The 15,646-nt window shown below is 67.3% G+C and carries 17 protein-coding genes, 1 tRNA gene and 1 pseudogene; 10 read left to right on the top strand and 9 right to left on the bottom strand.

The genetic code is table 11. From position 1 onward, the window contains the following. The first annotated feature begins 66 nt into the window (after positions 1 to 66). The 5 genes and pseudogenes from AC1Z3W_RS32755 to AC1Z3W_RS32735 all read left to right on the top strand — a co-directional run. Entirely contained in the window at positions 67 to 1,017 is a 951-nt protein-coding gene (locus tag AC1Z3W_RS32755) for a branched-chain amino acid ABC transporter permease (RefSeq protein WP_057926064.1), read from the top strand. 19 nt (positions 1,018 to 1,036) lie between these two features. Next, positions 1,037 to 2,206: an ABC transporter permease subunit gene (locus AC1Z3W_RS32750; RefSeq protein WP_057926063.1), complete on the top strand. Its 1,170-nt coding sequence runs from the start codon at positions 1,037 to 1,039 to the stop codon at positions 2,204 to 2,206. A 24-nt stretch (positions 2,207 to 2,230) separates the two neighbouring features. Continuing rightward, on the top strand, positions 2,231 to 3,007 hold the full coding sequence (locus tag AC1Z3W_RS32745; RefSeq protein ID WP_057926062.1) for an ABC transporter ATP-binding protein: 777 nt from the start codon (positions 2,231 to 2,233) through the stop codon (positions 3,005 to 3,007). Beyond that, positions 3,007 to 3,723 carry an ABC transporter ATP-binding protein gene (locus AC1Z3W_RS32740; RefSeq protein WP_057926061.1) on the top strand — a complete coding sequence of 239 codons (717 nt, stop codon included), beginning with the start codon at positions 3,007 to 3,009 and terminating at the stop codon, positions 3,721 to 3,723. Before AC1Z3W_RS32745 ends, AC1Z3W_RS32740 begins: the two co-directional genes overlap by 1 nt. 100 nt (positions 3,724 to 3,823) lie before the next feature. After that, positions 3,824 to 4,075, top strand: a pseudogene (locus AC1Z3W_RS32735) (DUF2278 family protein); the annotation flags it as partial. Positions 4,076 to 4,093: 18 nt separating this feature from the next. On the opposite strand, the gene AC1Z3W_RS32730 reads toward AC1Z3W_RS32735, so the two are convergent. From AC1Z3W_RS32730 to AC1Z3W_RS32720, 3 genes are all read right to left on the bottom strand, one after another. Then, complete coding sequence (locus tag AC1Z3W_RS32730) at positions 4,094 to 4,549, bottom strand: GNAT family acetyltransferase (RefSeq protein ID WP_057926060.1); 456 nt, start codon at positions 4,547 to 4,549, stop codon at positions 4,094 to 4,096. Positions 4,550 to 4,562: 13 nt separating this feature from the next. Then, the gene (locus AC1Z3W_RS32725; protein WP_057926059.1) at positions 4,563 to 5,747 is read right to left on the bottom strand and encodes an acetylornithine transaminase; all 1,185 of its coding nucleotides are present in this window, start codon (positions 5,745 to 5,747) and stop codon (positions 4,563 to 4,565) included. Between the two features lie 294 nt (positions 5,748 to 6,041). After that, a complete protein-coding gene (locus AC1Z3W_RS32720; RefSeq protein ID WP_057926058.1) occupies positions 6,042 to 7,073 on the bottom strand; it encodes a CDP-6-deoxy-delta-3,4-glucoseen reductase in 1,032 nt (343 codons plus the stop codon). 106 nt (positions 7,074 to 7,179) lie between these two features. Here AC1Z3W_RS32720 and AC1Z3W_RS32715 point away from each other — a divergent pair, with 106 nt between their 5' ends. Then, positions 7,180 to 8,217 (top strand): NAD-dependent epimerase/dehydratase family protein, encoded by a 1,038-nt coding sequence (locus AC1Z3W_RS32715; protein ID WP_057926057.1) that lies wholly within the window; start codon positions 7,180 to 7,182, stop codon positions 8,215 to 8,217. Here the strand turns inward: AC1Z3W_RS32715 and AC1Z3W_RS32710 are convergent. Both AC1Z3W_RS32710 and AC1Z3W_RS32705 read right to left on the bottom strand, forming a co-directional pair. Then, a complete protein-coding gene (locus AC1Z3W_RS32710; protein ID WP_057926056.1) occupies positions 8,200 to 8,388 on the bottom strand; it encodes a hypothetical protein in 189 nt (62 codons plus the stop codon). The two genes, AC1Z3W_RS32715 and AC1Z3W_RS32710, sit on opposite strands and share 18 nt — an antisense overlap. Positions 8,389 to 8,493: 105 nt before the next feature. After that, complete coding sequence (locus tag AC1Z3W_RS32705) at positions 8,494 to 9,210, bottom strand: pseudouridine synthase (protein WP_057926055.1); 717 nt, start codon at positions 9,208 to 9,210, stop codon at positions 8,494 to 8,496. Between the two features lie 207 nt (positions 9,211 to 9,417). Here AC1Z3W_RS32705 and AC1Z3W_RS32700 point away from each other — a divergent pair, with 207 nt between their 5' ends. The 3 genes from AC1Z3W_RS32700 to AC1Z3W_RS32690 all read left to right on the top strand — a co-directional run bounded on the left by AC1Z3W_RS32700 (position 9,418) and on the right by AC1Z3W_RS32690 (position 11,993). Continuing rightward, positions 9,418 to 9,918 carry a DinB family protein gene (locus AC1Z3W_RS32700; RefSeq protein WP_175825071.1) on the top strand — a complete coding sequence of 167 codons (501 nt, stop codon included), beginning with the start codon at positions 9,418 to 9,420 and terminating at the stop codon, positions 9,916 to 9,918. 192 nt (positions 9,919 to 10,110) lie between these two features. Then, entirely contained in the window at positions 10,111 to 10,884 is a 774-nt protein-coding gene (locus AC1Z3W_RS32695; protein ID WP_057926053.1) for an SDR family oxidoreductase, read from the top strand. Positions 10,885 to 11,063: 179 nt separating this feature from the next. After that, complete coding sequence (locus AC1Z3W_RS32690) at positions 11,064 to 11,993, top strand: LysR family transcriptional regulator (RefSeq protein ID WP_124834449.1); 930 nt, start codon at positions 11,064 to 11,066, stop codon at positions 11,991 to 11,993. 168 nt (positions 11,994 to 12,161) lie between these two features. On the opposite strand, the gene AC1Z3W_RS32685 is transcribed toward AC1Z3W_RS32690, so the two are convergent. Beyond that, positions 12,162 to 12,899, bottom strand: a complete 738-nt coding sequence (locus tag AC1Z3W_RS32685) for an SDR family oxidoreductase (RefSeq protein ID WP_057926051.1) — start codon at positions 12,897 to 12,899, stop codon at positions 12,162 to 12,164. Between the two features lie 117 nt (positions 12,900 to 13,016). Here AC1Z3W_RS32685 and AC1Z3W_RS32680 point away from each other — a divergent pair, with 117 nt between their 5' ends. After that, a complete protein-coding gene (locus AC1Z3W_RS32680; protein ID WP_483509314.1) occupies positions 13,017 to 13,919 on the top strand; it encodes a LysR family transcriptional regulator in 903 nt (300 codons plus the stop codon). Between the two features lie 24 nt (positions 13,920 to 13,943). On the opposite strand, the gene AC1Z3W_RS32675 is transcribed toward AC1Z3W_RS32680, so the two are convergent. The 3 genes from AC1Z3W_RS32675 to AC1Z3W_RS32665 all read right to left on the bottom strand — a co-directional run bounded on the left by AC1Z3W_RS32675 (position 13,944) and on the right by AC1Z3W_RS32665 (position 15,594). Beyond that, a complete protein-coding gene (locus tag AC1Z3W_RS32675) occupies positions 13,944 to 14,111 on the bottom strand; it encodes a hypothetical protein (protein ID WP_162840556.1) in 168 nt (55 codons plus the stop codon). Positions 14,112 to 14,255: 144 nt separating this feature from the next. Further along, a tRNA-Leu gene (locus AC1Z3W_RS32670) sits at positions 14,256 to 14,340 on the bottom strand. A gap of 96 nt (positions 14,341 to 14,436) precedes the next feature. Further along, complete coding sequence (locus tag AC1Z3W_RS32665) at positions 14,437 to 15,594, bottom strand: ABC transporter substrate-binding protein (RefSeq protein WP_057926049.1); 1,158 nt, start codon at positions 15,592 to 15,594, stop codon at positions 14,437 to 14,439. Between the last annotated feature and the right edge of the window lie 52 nt (positions 15,595 to 15,646).

The following is a 15,646-nucleotide window of genomic DNA, read 5'->3' as shown; positions in this document are numbered from 1 at the left end:
AGGCGCGATTCCTCGCTTACCCGCGGGGCGCAACGTCCTCCGGCAGCACGGGCCAAGGAGCTTTAAATGGATATTTTCGTCCAGCAGGTTCTCAACGGGCTGGTGCTCGGCAGTGTGTACGCCATCATCGCGTTGGGCTACACGATGGTGTACGGCATTCTCGGCATCATCAACTTCGCGCACGGCGACGTGCTGATGATCGGCGCGATGGTCGCCCTGTCGGCGATCACCGTGCTGCAGAACCACTTCCCCGAACTCGGCAACGTCGCGACGCTGACGATCGGCCTGGGCATCGCCGCGATCGTCTGCGCCTGCGTGGGCTACACGATCGAGCGCGTCGCGTACCGGCCGCTGCGCCGCGCCCCGCGTCTCGCCCCGCTGATCACCGCGATCGGCGTGTCGATCCTGCTGCAGACGGCCGCGATGATCATCTGGTCGCGCAACCCGCTGCCGTTCCCGCAATTGCTGCCGACCGACCCGATCAACGTGATCAAGGCGACCGACACGACGCCCGGCGCCGTGATCTCGGTGACCGAAATCGTGATCATCGCGGTGGCGTTCATCGTGATGGCCGGCCTGCTGCTGCTCGTGCACAAGACCAAGCTCGGTCGCGCGATGCGTGCGATTGCCGAAAGCCCGAACACCGCGAGCCTGATGGGCGTGAACCCGAACTTCGTGATCTCCGCGACGTTCATGATCGGCTCCGCGCTCGCCGCGCTGGCCGGCGTGATGATCGCCTCCGAATACGGCAACGTGCACTTCTACATGGGCTTCATCCCGGGCATGAAGGCGTTCACGGCGGCGGTGCTCGGCGGGATCGGCAACCTCGGCGGCGCGATGGTCGGCGGCGTGGTGCTCGGCCTGATCGAGCAGCTCGGCGCGGGCTACATCGGCAACCTCACGGGCGGCGTATTCGGCAGTAACTACCAGGACGTGTTCGCATTCATCGTGCTGATCATCGTGCTGGTGTTCCGTCCGTCGGGCCTGCTGGGCGAACGTGTCGCGGATCGCGCGTAACGGAAGGGGAGCAAACAACATGACATCCATTCAACCGATCGAATCCTCGACGTCGCTCGTCGAAGAGCGCAACACCGCCAAGACCGTCATCATCGGCATCCTGACCGCGGCCTTCGTGATCGCCGCGCCGATCATCATCGGCTCGGCCGGCGGCAACTACTGGGTCCGCGTGCTCGACTTCGCGATGCTGTACGTGATGCTCGCGCTGGGCCTGAACGTGGTGGTCGGCTTCGCCGGCCTGCTCGACTTGGGCTACATCGCGTTCTACGCGGTGGGCGCGTACACGGCGGCGCTGCTGAGCTCGCCGCACTTGAGCTCGCAGTTCGAGTGGATCGCGGCGCTCGCGCCGAACGGGCTGCACGTGCCGTTCCTGCTCATCGTGCCGATCGCGATGGCGCTGGCGGCGACCTTCGGGATCCTGCTCGGCGCGCCGACGCTGCGCCTGCGCGGCGACTACCTGGCGATCGTGACGCTCGGCTTCGGTGAAATCGTCCGGATCTTCATGAACAACCTCGACCGCCCGGTGAACATCACCAACGGCCCGAAGGGGATCACGGGCATCGATCCGGTGCACGTCGGCGGCTTCAACCTGTCGCAGACGCACTCGCTGTTCGGCATCCAGCTGCCGTCGGTGTACATGTACTACTACCTGTTCGTGCTGTGCTCGCTGCTGGTGATCTGGGTGTGTACGCGCCTGCAGCATTCGCGTATCGGCCGCGCATGGGCGGCGATCCGCGAAGACGAGATCGCGGCGAAGGCGATGGGCATCAACACGCGTAACGTGAAGCTGCTCGCGTTTGCGATGGGCGCGTCGTTCGGTGGCCTGTCGGGTGCGATGTTCGGTTCGTTCCAGGGCTTCGTGTCGCCGGAGTCGTTCACGTTCTGGGAATCGATCGTGGTGCTGGCCTGCGTGGTGCTCGGCGGCATGGGCCACATCCCGGGCGTGATCCTGGGTGCGGTGCTGCTCGCGATCTTCCCGGAATTCCTGCGCTCGACGATGAGCCCGCTGCAGCATGCGATCTTCGGCCACGACATCGTCGATACCGAAGTGATCCGTCAGGCGCTGTACGGACTCGCGATGGTGGTCATCATGCTGTATCGCTCGGAAGGCCTGTGGCCCGCGCCGAAGCATGAGGACAAGATCGCGAAACTGGCAAAGCGCAACAGCAAGAAGCCGGTGCGCGCTTAACCGACGGACAAGGGGATATCACACATGAGCGACAAACAAATCCGACTGTCCGTCAAAGGCGTGAACAAGCGCTTCGGCGGCCTGCAGGCGCTGTCCGACGTCGGCCTCGAGATCAAGGAAGGCGAGATCTACGGGCTGATCGGCCCGAACGGTGCCGGCAAGACGACGTTCTTCAACGTGATCACGGGTCTTTACACGCCGGACTCCGGCGAGTTCAGGCTCGACGGCACGCAATACCAGCCGACCGCGGTGCACCAGGTCGCGAAGACGGGCATCGCGCGCACGTTCCAGAACATCCGGCTGTTCGGCGGGATGACCGCACTCGAGAACGTGATGGTGGGCCGCCACGTGCGCACCAAGCACGGGCTGCTCGGCGCGGTGTTCCAGACGCCGGCCGAACGCCAGGAAGAGCGCGAGATCAAGGAACGCGCGATCGAGCTGCTCGAATACGTCGGCGTGCTGCAGTACGCGGACTACACGTCGCGCAACCTGTCGTACGGCCACCAGCGCCGTCTCGAGATTGCGCGGGCCCTTGCGACCGACCCGAAGCTGCTCGCGCTCGACGAGCCGGCGGCCGGGATGAACGCGACCGAGAAGGTCGAACTGACGCGCCTGCTCGACAAGATCCGCTCGGACGGTCGCACGATCCTGTTGATCGAGCACGACGTGAAGCTCGTGATGGGGTTATGCAACCGGATGACGGTGCTCGATTACGGCAAGGTGATCGCCGAGGGTCTGCCGCAGGACGTGCAGAAGAATCCGAAGGTGATTGAGGCATATCTCGGCGCAGGGGTGCACTGATGGCAGCGGCAATGTTGAAAATCAAGGGCTTGCAGGTCAACTACGGCGGCATCCAGGCCGTCAAGGGTGTTGACATGGAAGTCCGCCAGGGCGAGCTCGTGACGCTGATCGGCGCGAACGGCGCAGGCAAGACCACGACGATGAAGGCGATCACGGGCCTGAAGCCGTACTCGGCGGGCGACATCGAGTACGACGGCAAGTCGATCAAGGGCGTGCCTGCGCACGAACTGCTCAAGCGCGGCCTCGCGATGGTGCCGGAAGGCCGCGGGATCTTCGCGCGGATGTCGATCGTCGAGAACATGCAGATGGGCGCGTACCTGCGCAACGACAAGGAGCAGATCAAGAAGGACGTCGACCGGATGTTCGGCTTCTTCCCGCGCCTGAAGGAGCGTGCGACGCAGCTCGCGGGCACGCTGTCGGGCGGCGAGCAGCAGATGCTGGCGATGTCGCGCGCGATTCTGTCCAAGCCGAAGCTGCTGCTGCTCGACGAGCCGTCGATGGGCCTGTCGCCGATCATGGTCGAGAAGATCTTCGAAGTGGTGCGCGAGATCTCGAAGGAGGGGATCACGGTGCTGCTGGTCGAGCAGAACGCACGCCTCGCGCTGCAGGCGGCCGACCGCGGCTACGTGATGGACTCGGGCACGGTCACGATGGAAGGCGACGCGAAGAAGATGCTCGACGATCCGAAGGTGCGGGCCGCGTATCTGGGCGAGTAAAACAGCGGATCTGGTGCGGCGCGGCGGCGGATGCCGGCGTGCCGCGCAAGGACGTTCGAAAAGCTGTCACGGGATGCCGTGACAGCTTTTTTTTCGTGCTTTTCGTGCCGCGTATTCGGAGGGCAACGGCATTCACGACACGCACATGAACCAGGGTTCGACGGGCTCGAACTACCTGCACCGCGCGGGCGATGACCACAACGATCACAACGACGTGTGGCAGGACGGCGCGCTGATCGTGCGCGTGAGCGAGTCGCAATGGGCCGCGTATTGCGCGGCGTTCGGGCAGCAGGCCGTGCCGACCGACGCGCTCGGCAACCCACTGCCGGGCGCGGTGCCGATCACGCGCTGAGGGTGGCGACTGCCGGCGTCAGGCGGCCGGCAGTGTCTTGCCGAACGAGATGCGTTCTTCGACGCGATAGCCGAGCGCCGCATAGAAGCGGCACGCATCGTCGTTGCCGGGCAGTACCTGCAGGTTGATCTTCAGGCAGCCGCGCGCGGCGAGCGCGCGTTCCGCATGCGCGATCAGCGCGCGGCCGATGCCGAGTCGCCGCGCGTCGTGCGACACGCCGAACGAGTAGAGCCAGCCGCGATGTCCGTCGAAACCCGCCATCAGCGTGCCGACGACCCGCGCGCCGCAGGTCGCGACGAAGAACAGCTCCGGCTGCGTCGCGAGCTTCAGCTCGATCGATCGCAGCGGATCGCGGTGCGGCGGCGCACCGGCTTCGTCGTACTGCGGGAACGCGTCGCGCCAGACTGCAAGCACGGCATCGGTGTCGGCGCGTTCGAACGGGCGGATGGCGACAGCATCGGCGGCGGCATCCATCGCGGGGGTCTCCTTAGAGCGTATCGAGGATCGACCGCAGCATCGCCATCATCTGGTCGATTTCCTCGGTCGTCACGTTCAGCGCGGGCATGAAGCGCAGCAGGTTCGGGCGGGCTGCGTTGAGCAGCAGGCCGTCGGGCTGCATGTCGCGCGCCTTCTCGACGATCTGCGGACCGATGTCCTTGCCGAGCAGCAGCGCGCGCAGCAGGCCTTCGCCGCGTTCGCCTTCGAAGCCGCGCTCCTCCGACAGTTCGAGCAGCTTGCGCTTCAGGTATTCGCTGCGCGCGCGCACGCCTTCGAGGAAGCCCGGCGCGACGAGCTGCGAGATCACCGAATAGCCGGCCGCCGTCATCAGCGGGTTGCCGTTATACGTGCCGCCCTGGTCGCCGGCCTCGAACACCGCGACGTCGGCCTTCGACAGCAGCGCGCCGAGCGGCACGCCGCCGCCGATGCCTTTCGCGAGCGTCATGATGTCCGGCTCGATGCCGGACAGCTCGTACGCGAACAGCGTGCCGGCGCGCCCGCAGCCGCTCTGCACTTCGTCGACGATCAGCAGCAGGTTGTGCTGCTTCGTCAGCGCGCGCAGCGCCTGCATGAATTCACGCGTCGCCGGAATCACGCCGCCTTCGCCCTGGATCGGCTCGAGCATCACCGCGACGGTCTTGTCGGTGATCAGCTTCTCGACCGAGTTGATGTCGTTCAGCTCGGCCTTCGGGAAGCCCGGCACCTGCGGTGCGTAGATCGTGTCCCAGCCCGGCTTGCCGCTGGCCGACATCGTCGCGAGCGTGCGGCCGTGGAAGCTGTGGTCGAACGTGATGATCTCGTATGCGCCGTTCTTGAACTTGCGGCCCCACTTGCGCGCGAGCTTGATCGCGCCTTCGTTCGCTTCCGCGCCGCTGTTCGTGAAGAACACCTTGTCGAATACGCTGTGCTGCGTGAGCAGGTCCGCGAGCTTCGCCATCGGTTCGTTGTAGAACGCGGGCGACGGGTTCAGCAGCTTCTCGGCCTGCGTCTTCAGCGCTTCGACGATGCCGTCGTTGCAGTGGCCGAGACTGTTGACGGCCCAGCCCTGAATGAAGTCCAGATAGCGCTTGCCCGTGTGATCGTAGAGCCACGAACCCTTGCCGTGCGTAAACACGATGTCGGGGCGGTTCGTGATGTACATCAGCGAGTCGATCGGGTAATCGTTCAGGGGCATGGCAGCAGACTCCAGCGGGCGTTGAAAGGGAAACGGGCAATAAAAAAGCCACGGAAGGCCGTGGCTGGTGGATCGAACAGCTTGTGCGTAACCGGTGAAGCGGAGAAGGGTTACGCGCGAGTCCGTGACGAGCCGGCGGCATCCGGGCGGAGCGGCGAGCGGCGACGTCGGAGAGCGGACAGGAAGCGGTTCATGTGCGCAAGCATAAGGCATCCCGCGCCCCACTGTAAACCGCCGCGATGCCACGGATGTGACACGGCGGCGCGCAGCGGGGGACGCGGGCGCGCCCGGTGTTCAGACCGGATGCGCGAGATCGGCGGCGCTCGTGAACGAATCCGCGTAGAACTCGTCGGCCGGCAGCGCGTGGTGCTGCGTGAAGTCGCGCTGCGCGGATTCAACCATCACCGGCGCGCCGCATGCGTACACCTGATGGCCCGACAGATCGGGCAGGTCCTCGATCACCGCGCGGTGGACGAAGCCGGTGCGGCCGGTCCACTGGTCGGCGTCGTCCGGTTCGGACAGCACCGGCACGTACGTGAAGTTCGGGATCTCGCGCGCCCATTGCTCGGCGAGCTCGCCGAGGTAGATGTCCTGCTTGCGGCGAGCACCCCAGTACAGCGTCATCGGGCGCGTGATGCCCGTGTGCTTCACGTGCTCGACGATCGCCTTGATCGGCGCGAAGCCGGTGCCCGACGCGAGCAGCACGATCGGCTTGTCGGAGTCCTCGCGCAGGAAGAACGTGCCGAGCGGGCCTTCGAAGCGCAGGATGTCGCGCTCCTTCATCGCGCCGAACACGTGGTCGGTGAACTTGCCGCCCGGCATGTGGCGGATGTGCAGCTCGATCGGGCCTTCCTCGTGCGGCGCGTTCGCCATCGAGTAGCTGCGACGCGAGCCGTCCTTCAGGATGAATTCGACGTACTGCCCCGCGAGGTATTGCAGGCGCTCGTTGGCGGGCAGCTGCAGCTTCACGACCATCACGTCGTCGGCGCGGCGCTCGAGCGCGGCGATCCGGCACGGCAGCTTCTTCACCTGCACGCCGTCGACGCCGGCGATTTCACGCACGTCGATCTCGAGGTCGCATTGCGCCTTCGAGCAGCACAGCAGCGCGAGGCCGCGCGTGCGTTCGTCGTTGGACAATGCCGACGCGGCGTGCGGGCCTTGTTCGATCTGGCCCGACACGATCTGGCCCTTGCAGGAGCCGCACGCGCCGTTCTTGCACCCGTACGGCAGATGGACGTTCTGGCGCAGCGCCGCCGCCAGCACGGTTTCGTCCGACTCGACCTGGAACTGCCGGCCGCTTTGCTTGAGAGTAACGTTGAATGCCATAGAACCAAATAGAACAAAATGTGGGGACCGTGCATGTCGCGCACGGCAGCTACAATGCAAACCCGTTGCGCGCCGCGCAACGGTGGCTACTGATTTCGCAACCAACATGATCGCGACTCGAATCCTGCGCCGGCCGCGCGCACTGATCGTCGGCTGCGGCGACGTCGGGCTGCGCTGCGTCGCGCAGTGGCGCGCCGCGCGCCGCAACCTGCGCATCGTCGCGCTGACGAGCCATCCGGGCCGCTGCGACGAATTGCGCGCGGCCGGCGCGACGCCGATCGTCGGCAACCTGGATCACCGGGCGACACTCGTACGGATCGCCGGGCTTGCCCGCACGATCCTGCATCTCGCACCGCCGCCATCCGACGGCCGCGACGATCGCCGCACCCGTGCGTTGATCGCCGCATTGTCCGTGCCTGCACGGCGACCCCGCGCACCGTCGGTGTCTTCGGTGGGCCGGCTTCGCACGCTGCGCGCCGCGACCCGACAGGCCGGCATGCCGCTTCAGGCAGCGCGTATTGTACCCGACGCCCTTCGCGCGCCGACGCTCGTCTATGCCAGTACGACGGGCGTATACGGCGATTGCGGCGGGGCGCGAATCGATGAAACGCAGCCGCTGCGCCCCGCGAATCCGCGCGCGTTCCGGCGCGTGTCGGCCGAGCGCCAGCTGCGGGCGGCGACGGTGCGCGGCGTGCTGTCCGCGCGCATCGTGCGCATTCCCGGCATCTACGCGGCGAACCGATTGCCGCTCGCGCGGCTCGAACGCGGCACGCCGGCGCTCGAGCCGGCCGACGACGTCTACACCAATCACATCCATGCGGACGATCTCGCGACGATCCTGCGCCGCGCGGCCGTGCGCGGCAAGCCGGCGCGCGCCGTGCACGCGTCGGACGACAGCGAACTGCGGATGGGAGAGTATTTCGACCGGGTCGCACAGGCATTCGGCCTGCCGCCGCCGCCGCGTATCAGCCGCGCGGACGCCGAGCATCAGCTCGAGCCAACGCTCCTGTCGTTCATGCGCGAGTCGCGGCGCCTGTCCAATGCACGGCTCAAGACCGAATTGTGCGTGACGTTGCGCTATCCAACCGTAGACGAATTCCTTCAAACGCTCGCGCCGCGCAGCGCGTCAGGTCAGCGCCGGTAACGCCTCGATCAGCAGGAAGCACAGCAACGCGCCGATCAGCGCGCCAATCAGGTTCGGATGATATTTGTGCTTCATGTGCATCGTGGCCAGCAGCGCGCCGATCACGATGGCGCCCATGACCGCGAACGCGATCGTCACGTACGACAGTTCGAACGAATGGTTGATGTTCATGATGTCTCCCCTGCATTGCTGCTCTTACAGCTTGTGATTTCAGTATAGCGGGGGAACGTTCGGCCGCGATGCGGCCGGACTTCGAACGGTCGTGCGGATTTTCCCTTACAGGGTTTTGACGGGATTGCGCAGGGCTGAAAGGTCGCTTTCCCCGAGCCAGCGCCACGCGCCGGGCGCCAGGTCATCCGGCAGCGTGAAGCCGCCGATGCTTTCGCGGTGCAGTGCCTCGACGCGATTGCTGGCCGCGGCGACCATGCGTTTCACCTGATGATATTTGCCTTCGAGGACGGTCAGCGCGAGCGCATGCGTGTCGCGCGCGTCGGCGGCGACCGCCGCGATCGGCTTCGGCTCGCCGTGGAGCTGCACGCCGGCGCGCAGCGCGTCCAGCTGGGTGTCGTCGAGCGGGTGGCGCACGGTCGCGACGTAGGTCTTCGGCACCTTGCGCTTCGGCGACGTGTACGCATGCACGAACTGGCCGTCGTCGGACAGCAGCAGCAGGCCCGTCGTGTCCTGGTCCAGGCGGCCGACGCACTGCACGCCACGCGCGACGAGCGGCGCGGGCAGCAGGCTGAACACGCTCGCGTGGTGTTGCGGCTCGCGCGAACACTCGTAGCCGGCCGGCTTGTTGAGCGCGAGATACGCGCGGGCGTGGAACGGCCACGCGGTGTCGTCGACCGTGAACACCAGGCCGTCGGTGTCGAACGACGCGTCGGGGTCGGTCGCGCTCGCACCCGCGACGGTGACGCGGCCCGTTTCGATCAGGCCGCGGCACTGGCGGCGCGAGCCGAAGCCCTGCGTGTAGAGAATGCTTTCGAGATCCATAGCGCGCGCATTCTATCAAGCCGCGTGCCGGCACCGGCACGAACCCGCCCGCGCTGGTAAGCTGCCGGAGCGCTGCGCGCGCTCATCCTTCGCGACCGACGGCCGTCGCACGCAAGGGACGTTCGGCTTCAGCGAGAAGTCGTGCCACGGCGGCGGCAGGCCCGTGCCAGAGCTGCCGCCGTCTTCATCCGCCACGGAGTTTGCCGCATGAATCCGACGACGCTCGATGCACTCGCCGATTTTCCCCGCCAGCTCGAAGCCCATTTCGCCGCCGTGCCGGACGGCTACGCGCGCTGGACGCCCGACGACTGGAGCGGCATCCCGAGCGAGCACTTCTCGCCGCTCGGGCAGCTCTGCCACGTGCGCGACATCGAGATCGACGGCTATCACGTGCGGCTGCGGCGGATGCTCGAGGAAGACCACCCGCTGCTCGTGTCGGTCGACGGCGACGCGCTCGCGATCGCGCGCCGCTACGACGCCGCGTACGCATCCGACGTGCTCGCGGCGATTCGCGACGCACGGCGCGAGACGCTCGACCTCGTGGCGCGCCTCACGCCCGATCAGTTTGCACGCACCGGCGAGTTCGAAGGCTATGGCGCGCTGACCGTGCGCGGCCTCCTTCACTACCTGTGCAGCCACGACCAGCAGCATCTGGCCGGCATGCAGTGGCTGCTCGGCAAGATCGACGCGGTGCTGTACACACGGTGATTCGCGTGGCGCCGGGGCCGCGCATCGTATCGCGCCGAGCCGATTTCGCGGCCGCTGTCGGTGGGGCAGCCCGCCATTCCCGCCGCTCGATTGGAGCGCTTTTCTGGATAATCCATCCAGCCGCGCCGGGCTGACCGGTGCGTTGCGCGTGCCTACACTCCTAGCTTCATTCAACGCTAAAAGGAGTCAACCGTGGCTACTCACACGCTCGCAGACAAGGTCGTCCTGATCGCAGGCGGCGCCAAGAATCTCGGCGGCCTGATCGCCCGGGACCTGGCCGGCCACGGCGCGAAGGCGGTGGCGATTCACTACAACAGCGCGGCGTCGCAGGCGCAGGCCGAGGAGACGGCCGCCGCCGTGCGCGCGGCCGGCGCGCAAGCCGCGACGTTCCAGGCCGACCTGACGACGGCCGCCGCGGTCGAAAAACTGTTCGACGACGCGAAGCAGCGCTTCGGCAAGATCGACATCGCGATCAACACCGTGGGCAAGGTGCTGAAGAAACCGTTCACGGAAATTTCGGAGGCCGAATACGACGAGATGTTCGCGGTGAACAGCAAGTCGGCGTTCTTCTTCATCAAGGAAGCGGGGCGGCACCTCGAGGATCACGGCAAGCTCGTCACGCTCGTGACGTCGCTGCTCGGCGCGTTCACGCCGTTCTATGCGGCCTACGAAGGGTCGAAGGCGCCGGTCGAGCACTTCACGCGCGCAGCGGCGAAGGAGTACGGCGCGCGCGGCATCTCGGTGACGGCGGTCGGGCCGGGTCCGATGGACACGCCGTTCTTCTATCCGGCCGAAGGCGCCGACGCGGTCGCGTATCACAAGACGGCGGCCGCGCTGTCGCCGTTCAGCAAGACGGGCCTCACCGACATCGAGGACGTCGTGCCGTTCATCCGTCACCTCGTGACCGACGGCTGGTGGATCACCGGCCAGACGATCCTGATCAACGGCGGCTATACGACGAAGTAACGGGCCGTGTCGGCGGGCGCCGTGTGCGCGCGGGAACCCGCAATGGACCGTTTGCATGGACAATGGACGGGCGCGCGGGCACGAAGCTACGCGCCCGTTTCTTCTGTGCCGCAGGCATCGGCCGCGACGCCCGGCGTTTGCCGGTGACGGTCGCCCGAACCCACTTTTTCCACCCGCCGATGGACAAGCTGGACCAGGTCAGAATCTTCCTTCAGGTTGCCGAGATGGGCAGCTTCATCAAGGCCGCGCATGCGCTCGACGTGCCGCGCGCGACCGTGTCGGCGGCCGTCCAGCAGCTCGAGACGGCGCTTGGCACGCGCCTGTTGCACCGCACGACACGGCAGGTCCAGCTGACTGCCGACGGCGCGCTGCTGCTCGAGCGCGGCCGGCGGCTGCTCGCGGAGGCCGACGACCTCGATCGCCTGTTCCGCCGCCGCGACCGCGACGTGATCGGGCGGCTGAACGTCGACGTGCCGAGCCGGATCGCGCGTCGCGTGGTTGCGCCCGCGCTGCCTTCGCTGTTTCGCCAGTATCCGAAGCTGCAGCTCTCGCTCGGCTCGACCGACCGGTCGATCGACCTCGTGCAGGAAGGCGTCGACTGCGCGATCCGGGTCGGGCGGCTCGCGGACAGCAGTCTCGTCGTACGGCCGCTCGGGCAGTTTGCGCTGATCAACTGTGCGAGCCCCGACTACCTGCGCGAATGCGGCGTGCCCGAGCATCCGGATGCGCTCGCGCACGGCCACTGGGCGATCGGCTATGCGTCGCCGACGACCGGGCGCGAGCTCGGCTGGGAATACTGCGCGGACGGTGGGCGGCACACACTGGCGTTGCCGAGCCGCGTGATCGTCAACAACGCCGAAACCTATATCGCGAGCTGCATTGCCGGGATGGGGCTGATCCAGATTCCGCGGTTCGACGTCATGCATCTGCTCGACAGCGGTGCGCTGGTCGAGGTGATGCCCGGCCATCGGGCCGCGCCGATGGACGTGTCGGCCGTGTATCCGCATCGCCGGCACCGGTCGCGGCGGCTCAACGCGTTCATCGAGTGGTTCGGGGAGTTGATGGCGGATGCGCTGAACGACACGGGCACGAGTGCGAGCGGTGACTGAAGAAGGCCGCTGCGCCCGAATGCGCTGACCGCGATCGGCGGGTGCCGGCGGCATTCGCCATGTATTGCGGCCGGCGGGCGGCGGATCCGCCGCCGACGCGGGGCGCAAGCAGGTCGGCGAGTCTGATGTTCCTGAACCTCTCGCGGCGAATGCGATTCCCTGCGCTGGTCAGCACATGCCGCCATTGGCGCGCAGGATCTGGCCGTTGACCCACGCGCCGTCGGGGCCGGCGAGGAACGCGACGACGCCGGCGATGTCCTCGGGCTGGCCCAGCCGCTCGAGCGGGTTCAGCTTCGCCATGCGATCGACCAGCTCGGGGCTCTTGCCCTGCAGGAACAATTCGGTGGCGACCGGCCCCGGTGCGACGGCGTTCACGCTGATGCCGCGGCCGCGCATCTCCTGCGCGAGCACCTGCGTCATCCCTTCGACGGCCGCTTTGGTCGCGATGTACACGCCGTAGGTCGGCAGGCGCATGCCGATCACGCTCGACGTCAGATTGACGATGCGCCCGCCGTCGCGCACCCGTTTCGCCGCCTCGCGGCTGACGTTGAACGCCCCCTTCAGGTTGATCGCGACGGTCTGGTCGAAGGCCGCATCGTCGAACTCGGCGAGCGCGCCAAGCTTCATGACGCCCGCGCTGTTGACGACCACGTCGATGCGGCCGAACGCCTGCTCGGCCGCATCGAACAGTGCGGCCACCGCCGCCGGGTCGGCGACGTCCGCCTGTACCGCGATGGCTTCGCCGCCGTCGGCGGCGATCGCGTCGACCACTTCCCGGGCCGGGGCGGCGCCGCCGGCGTAGTTCACGACGACCCGGAAGCCGTCCCGGGCGAGACGGCGGGCGATTTCCGCGCCGATGCCGCGCGACGAGCCCGTGACGAGGGCGACCTGTTTCGATGCGTTCATGTCCTGCTCCTTGGTTCGTAAGTGCCGGACGATCCGGCGACAGGACTAATGTAGGTTTCCTCGACCAATAAAAATAATGAATAATGATCAGATCAAGAATGACTAAAAGTATGTCTCATGGGATTCGACAGCAGGCTCCTGAGCGGGATCGGCGTGCTCTCGGCGGTGATCGAGGCCGGTACCTTCGCGCGCGCGGGCGAGGCGATGGGACTGACGCAGCCGGCGGTGAGCCGCGCGGTCGCGCGGCTGGAAGAGCGTGTCGGTATCCGGATCTTCAACCGGACGGCGCGCGCGATCACGTTGACCGACGAAGGGCGGCGCTTCTACGAGGCCGTCGCGCCGCTGCTGGCCGGCATCGAGGAGGCGGCGGTCGACGCCGGCCGTTCCCGGGCGCGTGTCAGGGGGCGGCTGCGGGTCAACGTGGACGGCACCTTCGGCCACTATGTGCTGGCGCCGAGGATGGCCGAATTCCTCAACCGCTTCCCCGAGCTGTCCGTCGAGATCAGCGTGCGCGACCGGATGGGCGACCTCGTCGCCGACGGGTTCGACGTCGCGGTGCGTTTCGGCATTCCGGAGCCGTCGTCATACCGGGCGCGACTGCTGCTGGAGACGCACGTGCTCACCTGCGCGTCGGCGGCCTATGTCGCGCGTCACGGCGAGCCGAGGCACCCGCGGGATCTCGCGGACGGGCACCGCTGCGTGCTGATCCGCGACCCGGTGACGGGGCGGCCGTACGGATGGGAATTCCATCGCGGCAACGAGGTGGTGCCGTTCGACGCCGCCGGCCGGCTGACGGTCAACGATACGGGCGCGCTGCTCGGCGCGTGTGTCGGCGGGGAGGGCGTCGCGCAGTTGCTCGAACTCTACGCGAGAGACATCGTCGCTGAAGGCCGGCTGGTGCAGTTGCTGCCCGAGTGGGCGGACGAGACCTTCCCATTGTATGCGTATCACCACGCGTCGAACCTCGTTTCGGCGAAGGTGCGTGTGTTTCTCGACTTCGTGCGGGAGCTGACGGGTTGAGCGCATGCGGCGCAAGGCGACCGGTCATTCGGTGCGATGCGGGACGTTGTCCGGGAACGGATACGGCGCATGCGGTCCCGGCCATTCGGGTACGGGCGGCGCGGTCAGCACGTCGCATCCGCCCAGCACCAGCGAGAGCACCGCGGCGAGCACGCCGCGGCAGAGCGGGGATGATATCGTGCGCATGGGCATGGCTGCCTCCGTGCTGCGCGTCGATCATGATGCTTGGACCGGCGGGGAGCGGCGTGCGTTGCGGCGCGGGCGGCGAATAACAAAAAACCCGCGAAGCGATGTGCTTGCGCGGGTTTCGAGTGCAGCGCATGACGCTGCGAAAGCTGGTGCCCAGGGCCGGAATCGAACCGGCACGCCTTGCGGCGGGGGATTTTGAGTCCCCTGCGTCTACCAATTTCACCACCTGGGCTTGTGTTCCTGACCGCGCATGCGATTGTGCGCGGCGAAACGCGGATTATGGCGGAAAACGGGCCACCGGGCAAGCTGTCCGGCGACCGTTCGCGCGTTACTGGCTCAGGTAGACGAACCGGCCCTGCTTCACGATTCCCATCACGCTCGCGCGCTGATCGAGCCCCACGTGATCCTTGTCACTCGTGTTGACGACGCCGTTCGGCACGACGAGCTCGTGCGCGCGCTCGAGCTCGCGTCGCAGCGCCGCGCGGAACGCGGGCGTGCCGGGTTGCGCTGTCTTCAGCGCGCGGCCGACCGCGTCGGCGAGGCGCGGGTACACGCCCGCCGCGTCGCCCGCGAACTGCGTGACCGTACCGGCGCCGTATTTCGCCTCATACGCGTCGACGAACGCGAGCGCGGCCTTGCGGGCAGGATGGTCGGCGGGCAGCGTGCGCGCGACGACGACCGGCTGGGTCGGGAACAGCGTCCCGTCAACGTCCTTGCCGCCGAGCTTGATGAATTCCGGTGTCGCGATCCCGTGCGTCTGGTAGATCGCGCCCTTGTAGCCGCGCTCGATCAGCGTGCGCTGCGGCAGCACGGCCGGCGTGCCGGAGCCCGCGATCAGGATCGCATCGGGCTTCGCCGCGATCAGCTTCAGCGCCTGGCCGGTGACGCTCGCGTCGGTGCGGTTGAAGCGCTCGGTCGCGATCACGCGGATCTTGCGCACCTGCGCGAAGCGCGTGAACTCGTTCAGCCAGCTGTCGCCGTAGCTGTCCGCGAAGCCGATGAAGCCGACCGTCTTCACGCCGTGGTTGGCCATATAGCGCGTCATCACGTCGGCCATCGCGCTGTCGCTTTGCGCCATCTTGAACGCCCAGGTCCGCGCGCCTTCCTGCGGCTCGACGATCGCGCCGGAGCCGACCAGCGTGATCATCGGCGTCTGGGCGGTTGCCACCGCGTCGAGCGCCGCGAGCGCGGCCGGCGTGATGTTCGGACCGACCACGACGTCGACGTGATCCTCGTCGACCAGCTTGCGGATGTTGCGCACGGCGGTGCCCGGGTCGGATGCGTCGTCGAGCACCGTCACCTGCACCGGCTGCCCGGCGATCGTCTTCGGCCACATCAGGATCGCGTTCTTGCTGGTGATGCCGATCGCGGCGGCCGGGCCGGTCGACGACAGGTCGACGCCGACCTTCAGGTCGGCGTGCGCGGCCGCGCACGCGAGTACGAGGGCGGCGCCGGCGGCGCGGCGCAACAGGGCGGGAAGCGTCATGCGGGAATCTCCGTCGGGCAGCAAAAAGGGGCGCCAAGCGGGGAGCGGGCGC

It is taken from the genome of Burkholderia sp. 10_S31 (assembly GCF_056930375.1).
The sequence above is the reverse complement of the archived record's forward strand: the minus strand, read 5'-3'. Positions and strand labels throughout refer to the sequence as shown.

Bases quoted from the DNA above. Each gene is read 5' to 3' on its own strand.
- AC1Z3W_RS32755 (WP_057926064.1), top strand. From the start codon at position 67: ATGGATATTTTCGTCCAGCAGGTTCTCAACGGGCTGGTGCTCGGCAGT.
- AC1Z3W_RS32750 (WP_057926063.1), top strand. From the start codon at position 1,037: ATGACATCCATTCAACCGATCGAATCCTCGACGTCGCTCGTCGAAGAG.
- AC1Z3W_RS32745 (WP_057926062.1), top strand. From the start codon at position 2,231: ATGAGCGACAAACAAATCCGACTGTCCGTCAAAGGCGTGAACAAGCGC.
- AC1Z3W_RS32740 (WP_057926061.1), top strand. From the start codon at position 3,007: ATGGCAGCGGCAATGTTGAAAATCAAGGGCTTGCAGGTCAACTACGGC.
- AC1Z3W_RS32730 (WP_057926060.1), bottom strand. From the start codon at position 4,549: ATGGATGCCGCCGCCGATGCTGTCGCCATCCGCCCGTTCGAACGCGCC.
- AC1Z3W_RS32725 (WP_057926059.1), bottom strand. From the start codon at position 5,747: ATGCCCCTGAACGATTACCCGATCGACTCGCTGATGTACATCACGAAC.
- AC1Z3W_RS32720 (WP_057926058.1), bottom strand. From the start codon at position 7,073: ATGGCATTCAACGTTACTCTCAAGCAAAGCGGCCGGCAGTTCCAGGTC.
- AC1Z3W_RS32715 (WP_057926057.1), top strand. From the start codon at position 7,180: ATGATCGCGACTCGAATCCTGCGCCGGCCGCGCGCACTGATCGTCGGC.
- AC1Z3W_RS32710 (WP_057926056.1), bottom strand. From the start codon at position 8,388: ATGAACATCAACCATTCGTTCGAACTGTCGTACGTGACGATCGCGTTC.
- AC1Z3W_RS32705 (WP_057926055.1), bottom strand. From the start codon at position 9,210: ATGGATCTCGAAAGCATTCTCTACACGCAGGGCTTCGGCTCGCGCCGC.
- AC1Z3W_RS32700 (WP_175825071.1), top strand. From the start codon at position 9,418: ATGAATCCGACGACGCTCGATGCACTCGCCGATTTTCCCCGCCAGCTC.
- AC1Z3W_RS32690 (WP_124834449.1), top strand. From the start codon at position 11,064: ATGGACAAGCTGGACCAGGTCAGAATCTTCCTTCAGGTTGCCGAGATG.
- AC1Z3W_RS32685 (WP_057926051.1), bottom strand. From the start codon at position 12,899: ATGAACGCATCGAAACAGGTCGCCCTCGTCACGGGCTCGTCGCGCGGC.
- AC1Z3W_RS32680 (WP_483509314.1), top strand. From the start codon at position 13,017: ATGGGATTCGACAGCAGGCTCCTGAGCGGGATCGGCGTGCTCTCGGCG.
- AC1Z3W_RS32675 (WP_162840556.1), bottom strand. From the start codon at position 14,111: ATGCCCATGCGCACGATATCATCCCCGCTCTGCCGCGGCGTGCTCGCC.
- AC1Z3W_RS32665 (WP_057926049.1), bottom strand. From the start codon at position 15,594: ATGACGCTTCCCGCCCTGTTGCGCCGCGCCGCCGGCGCCGCCCTCGTA.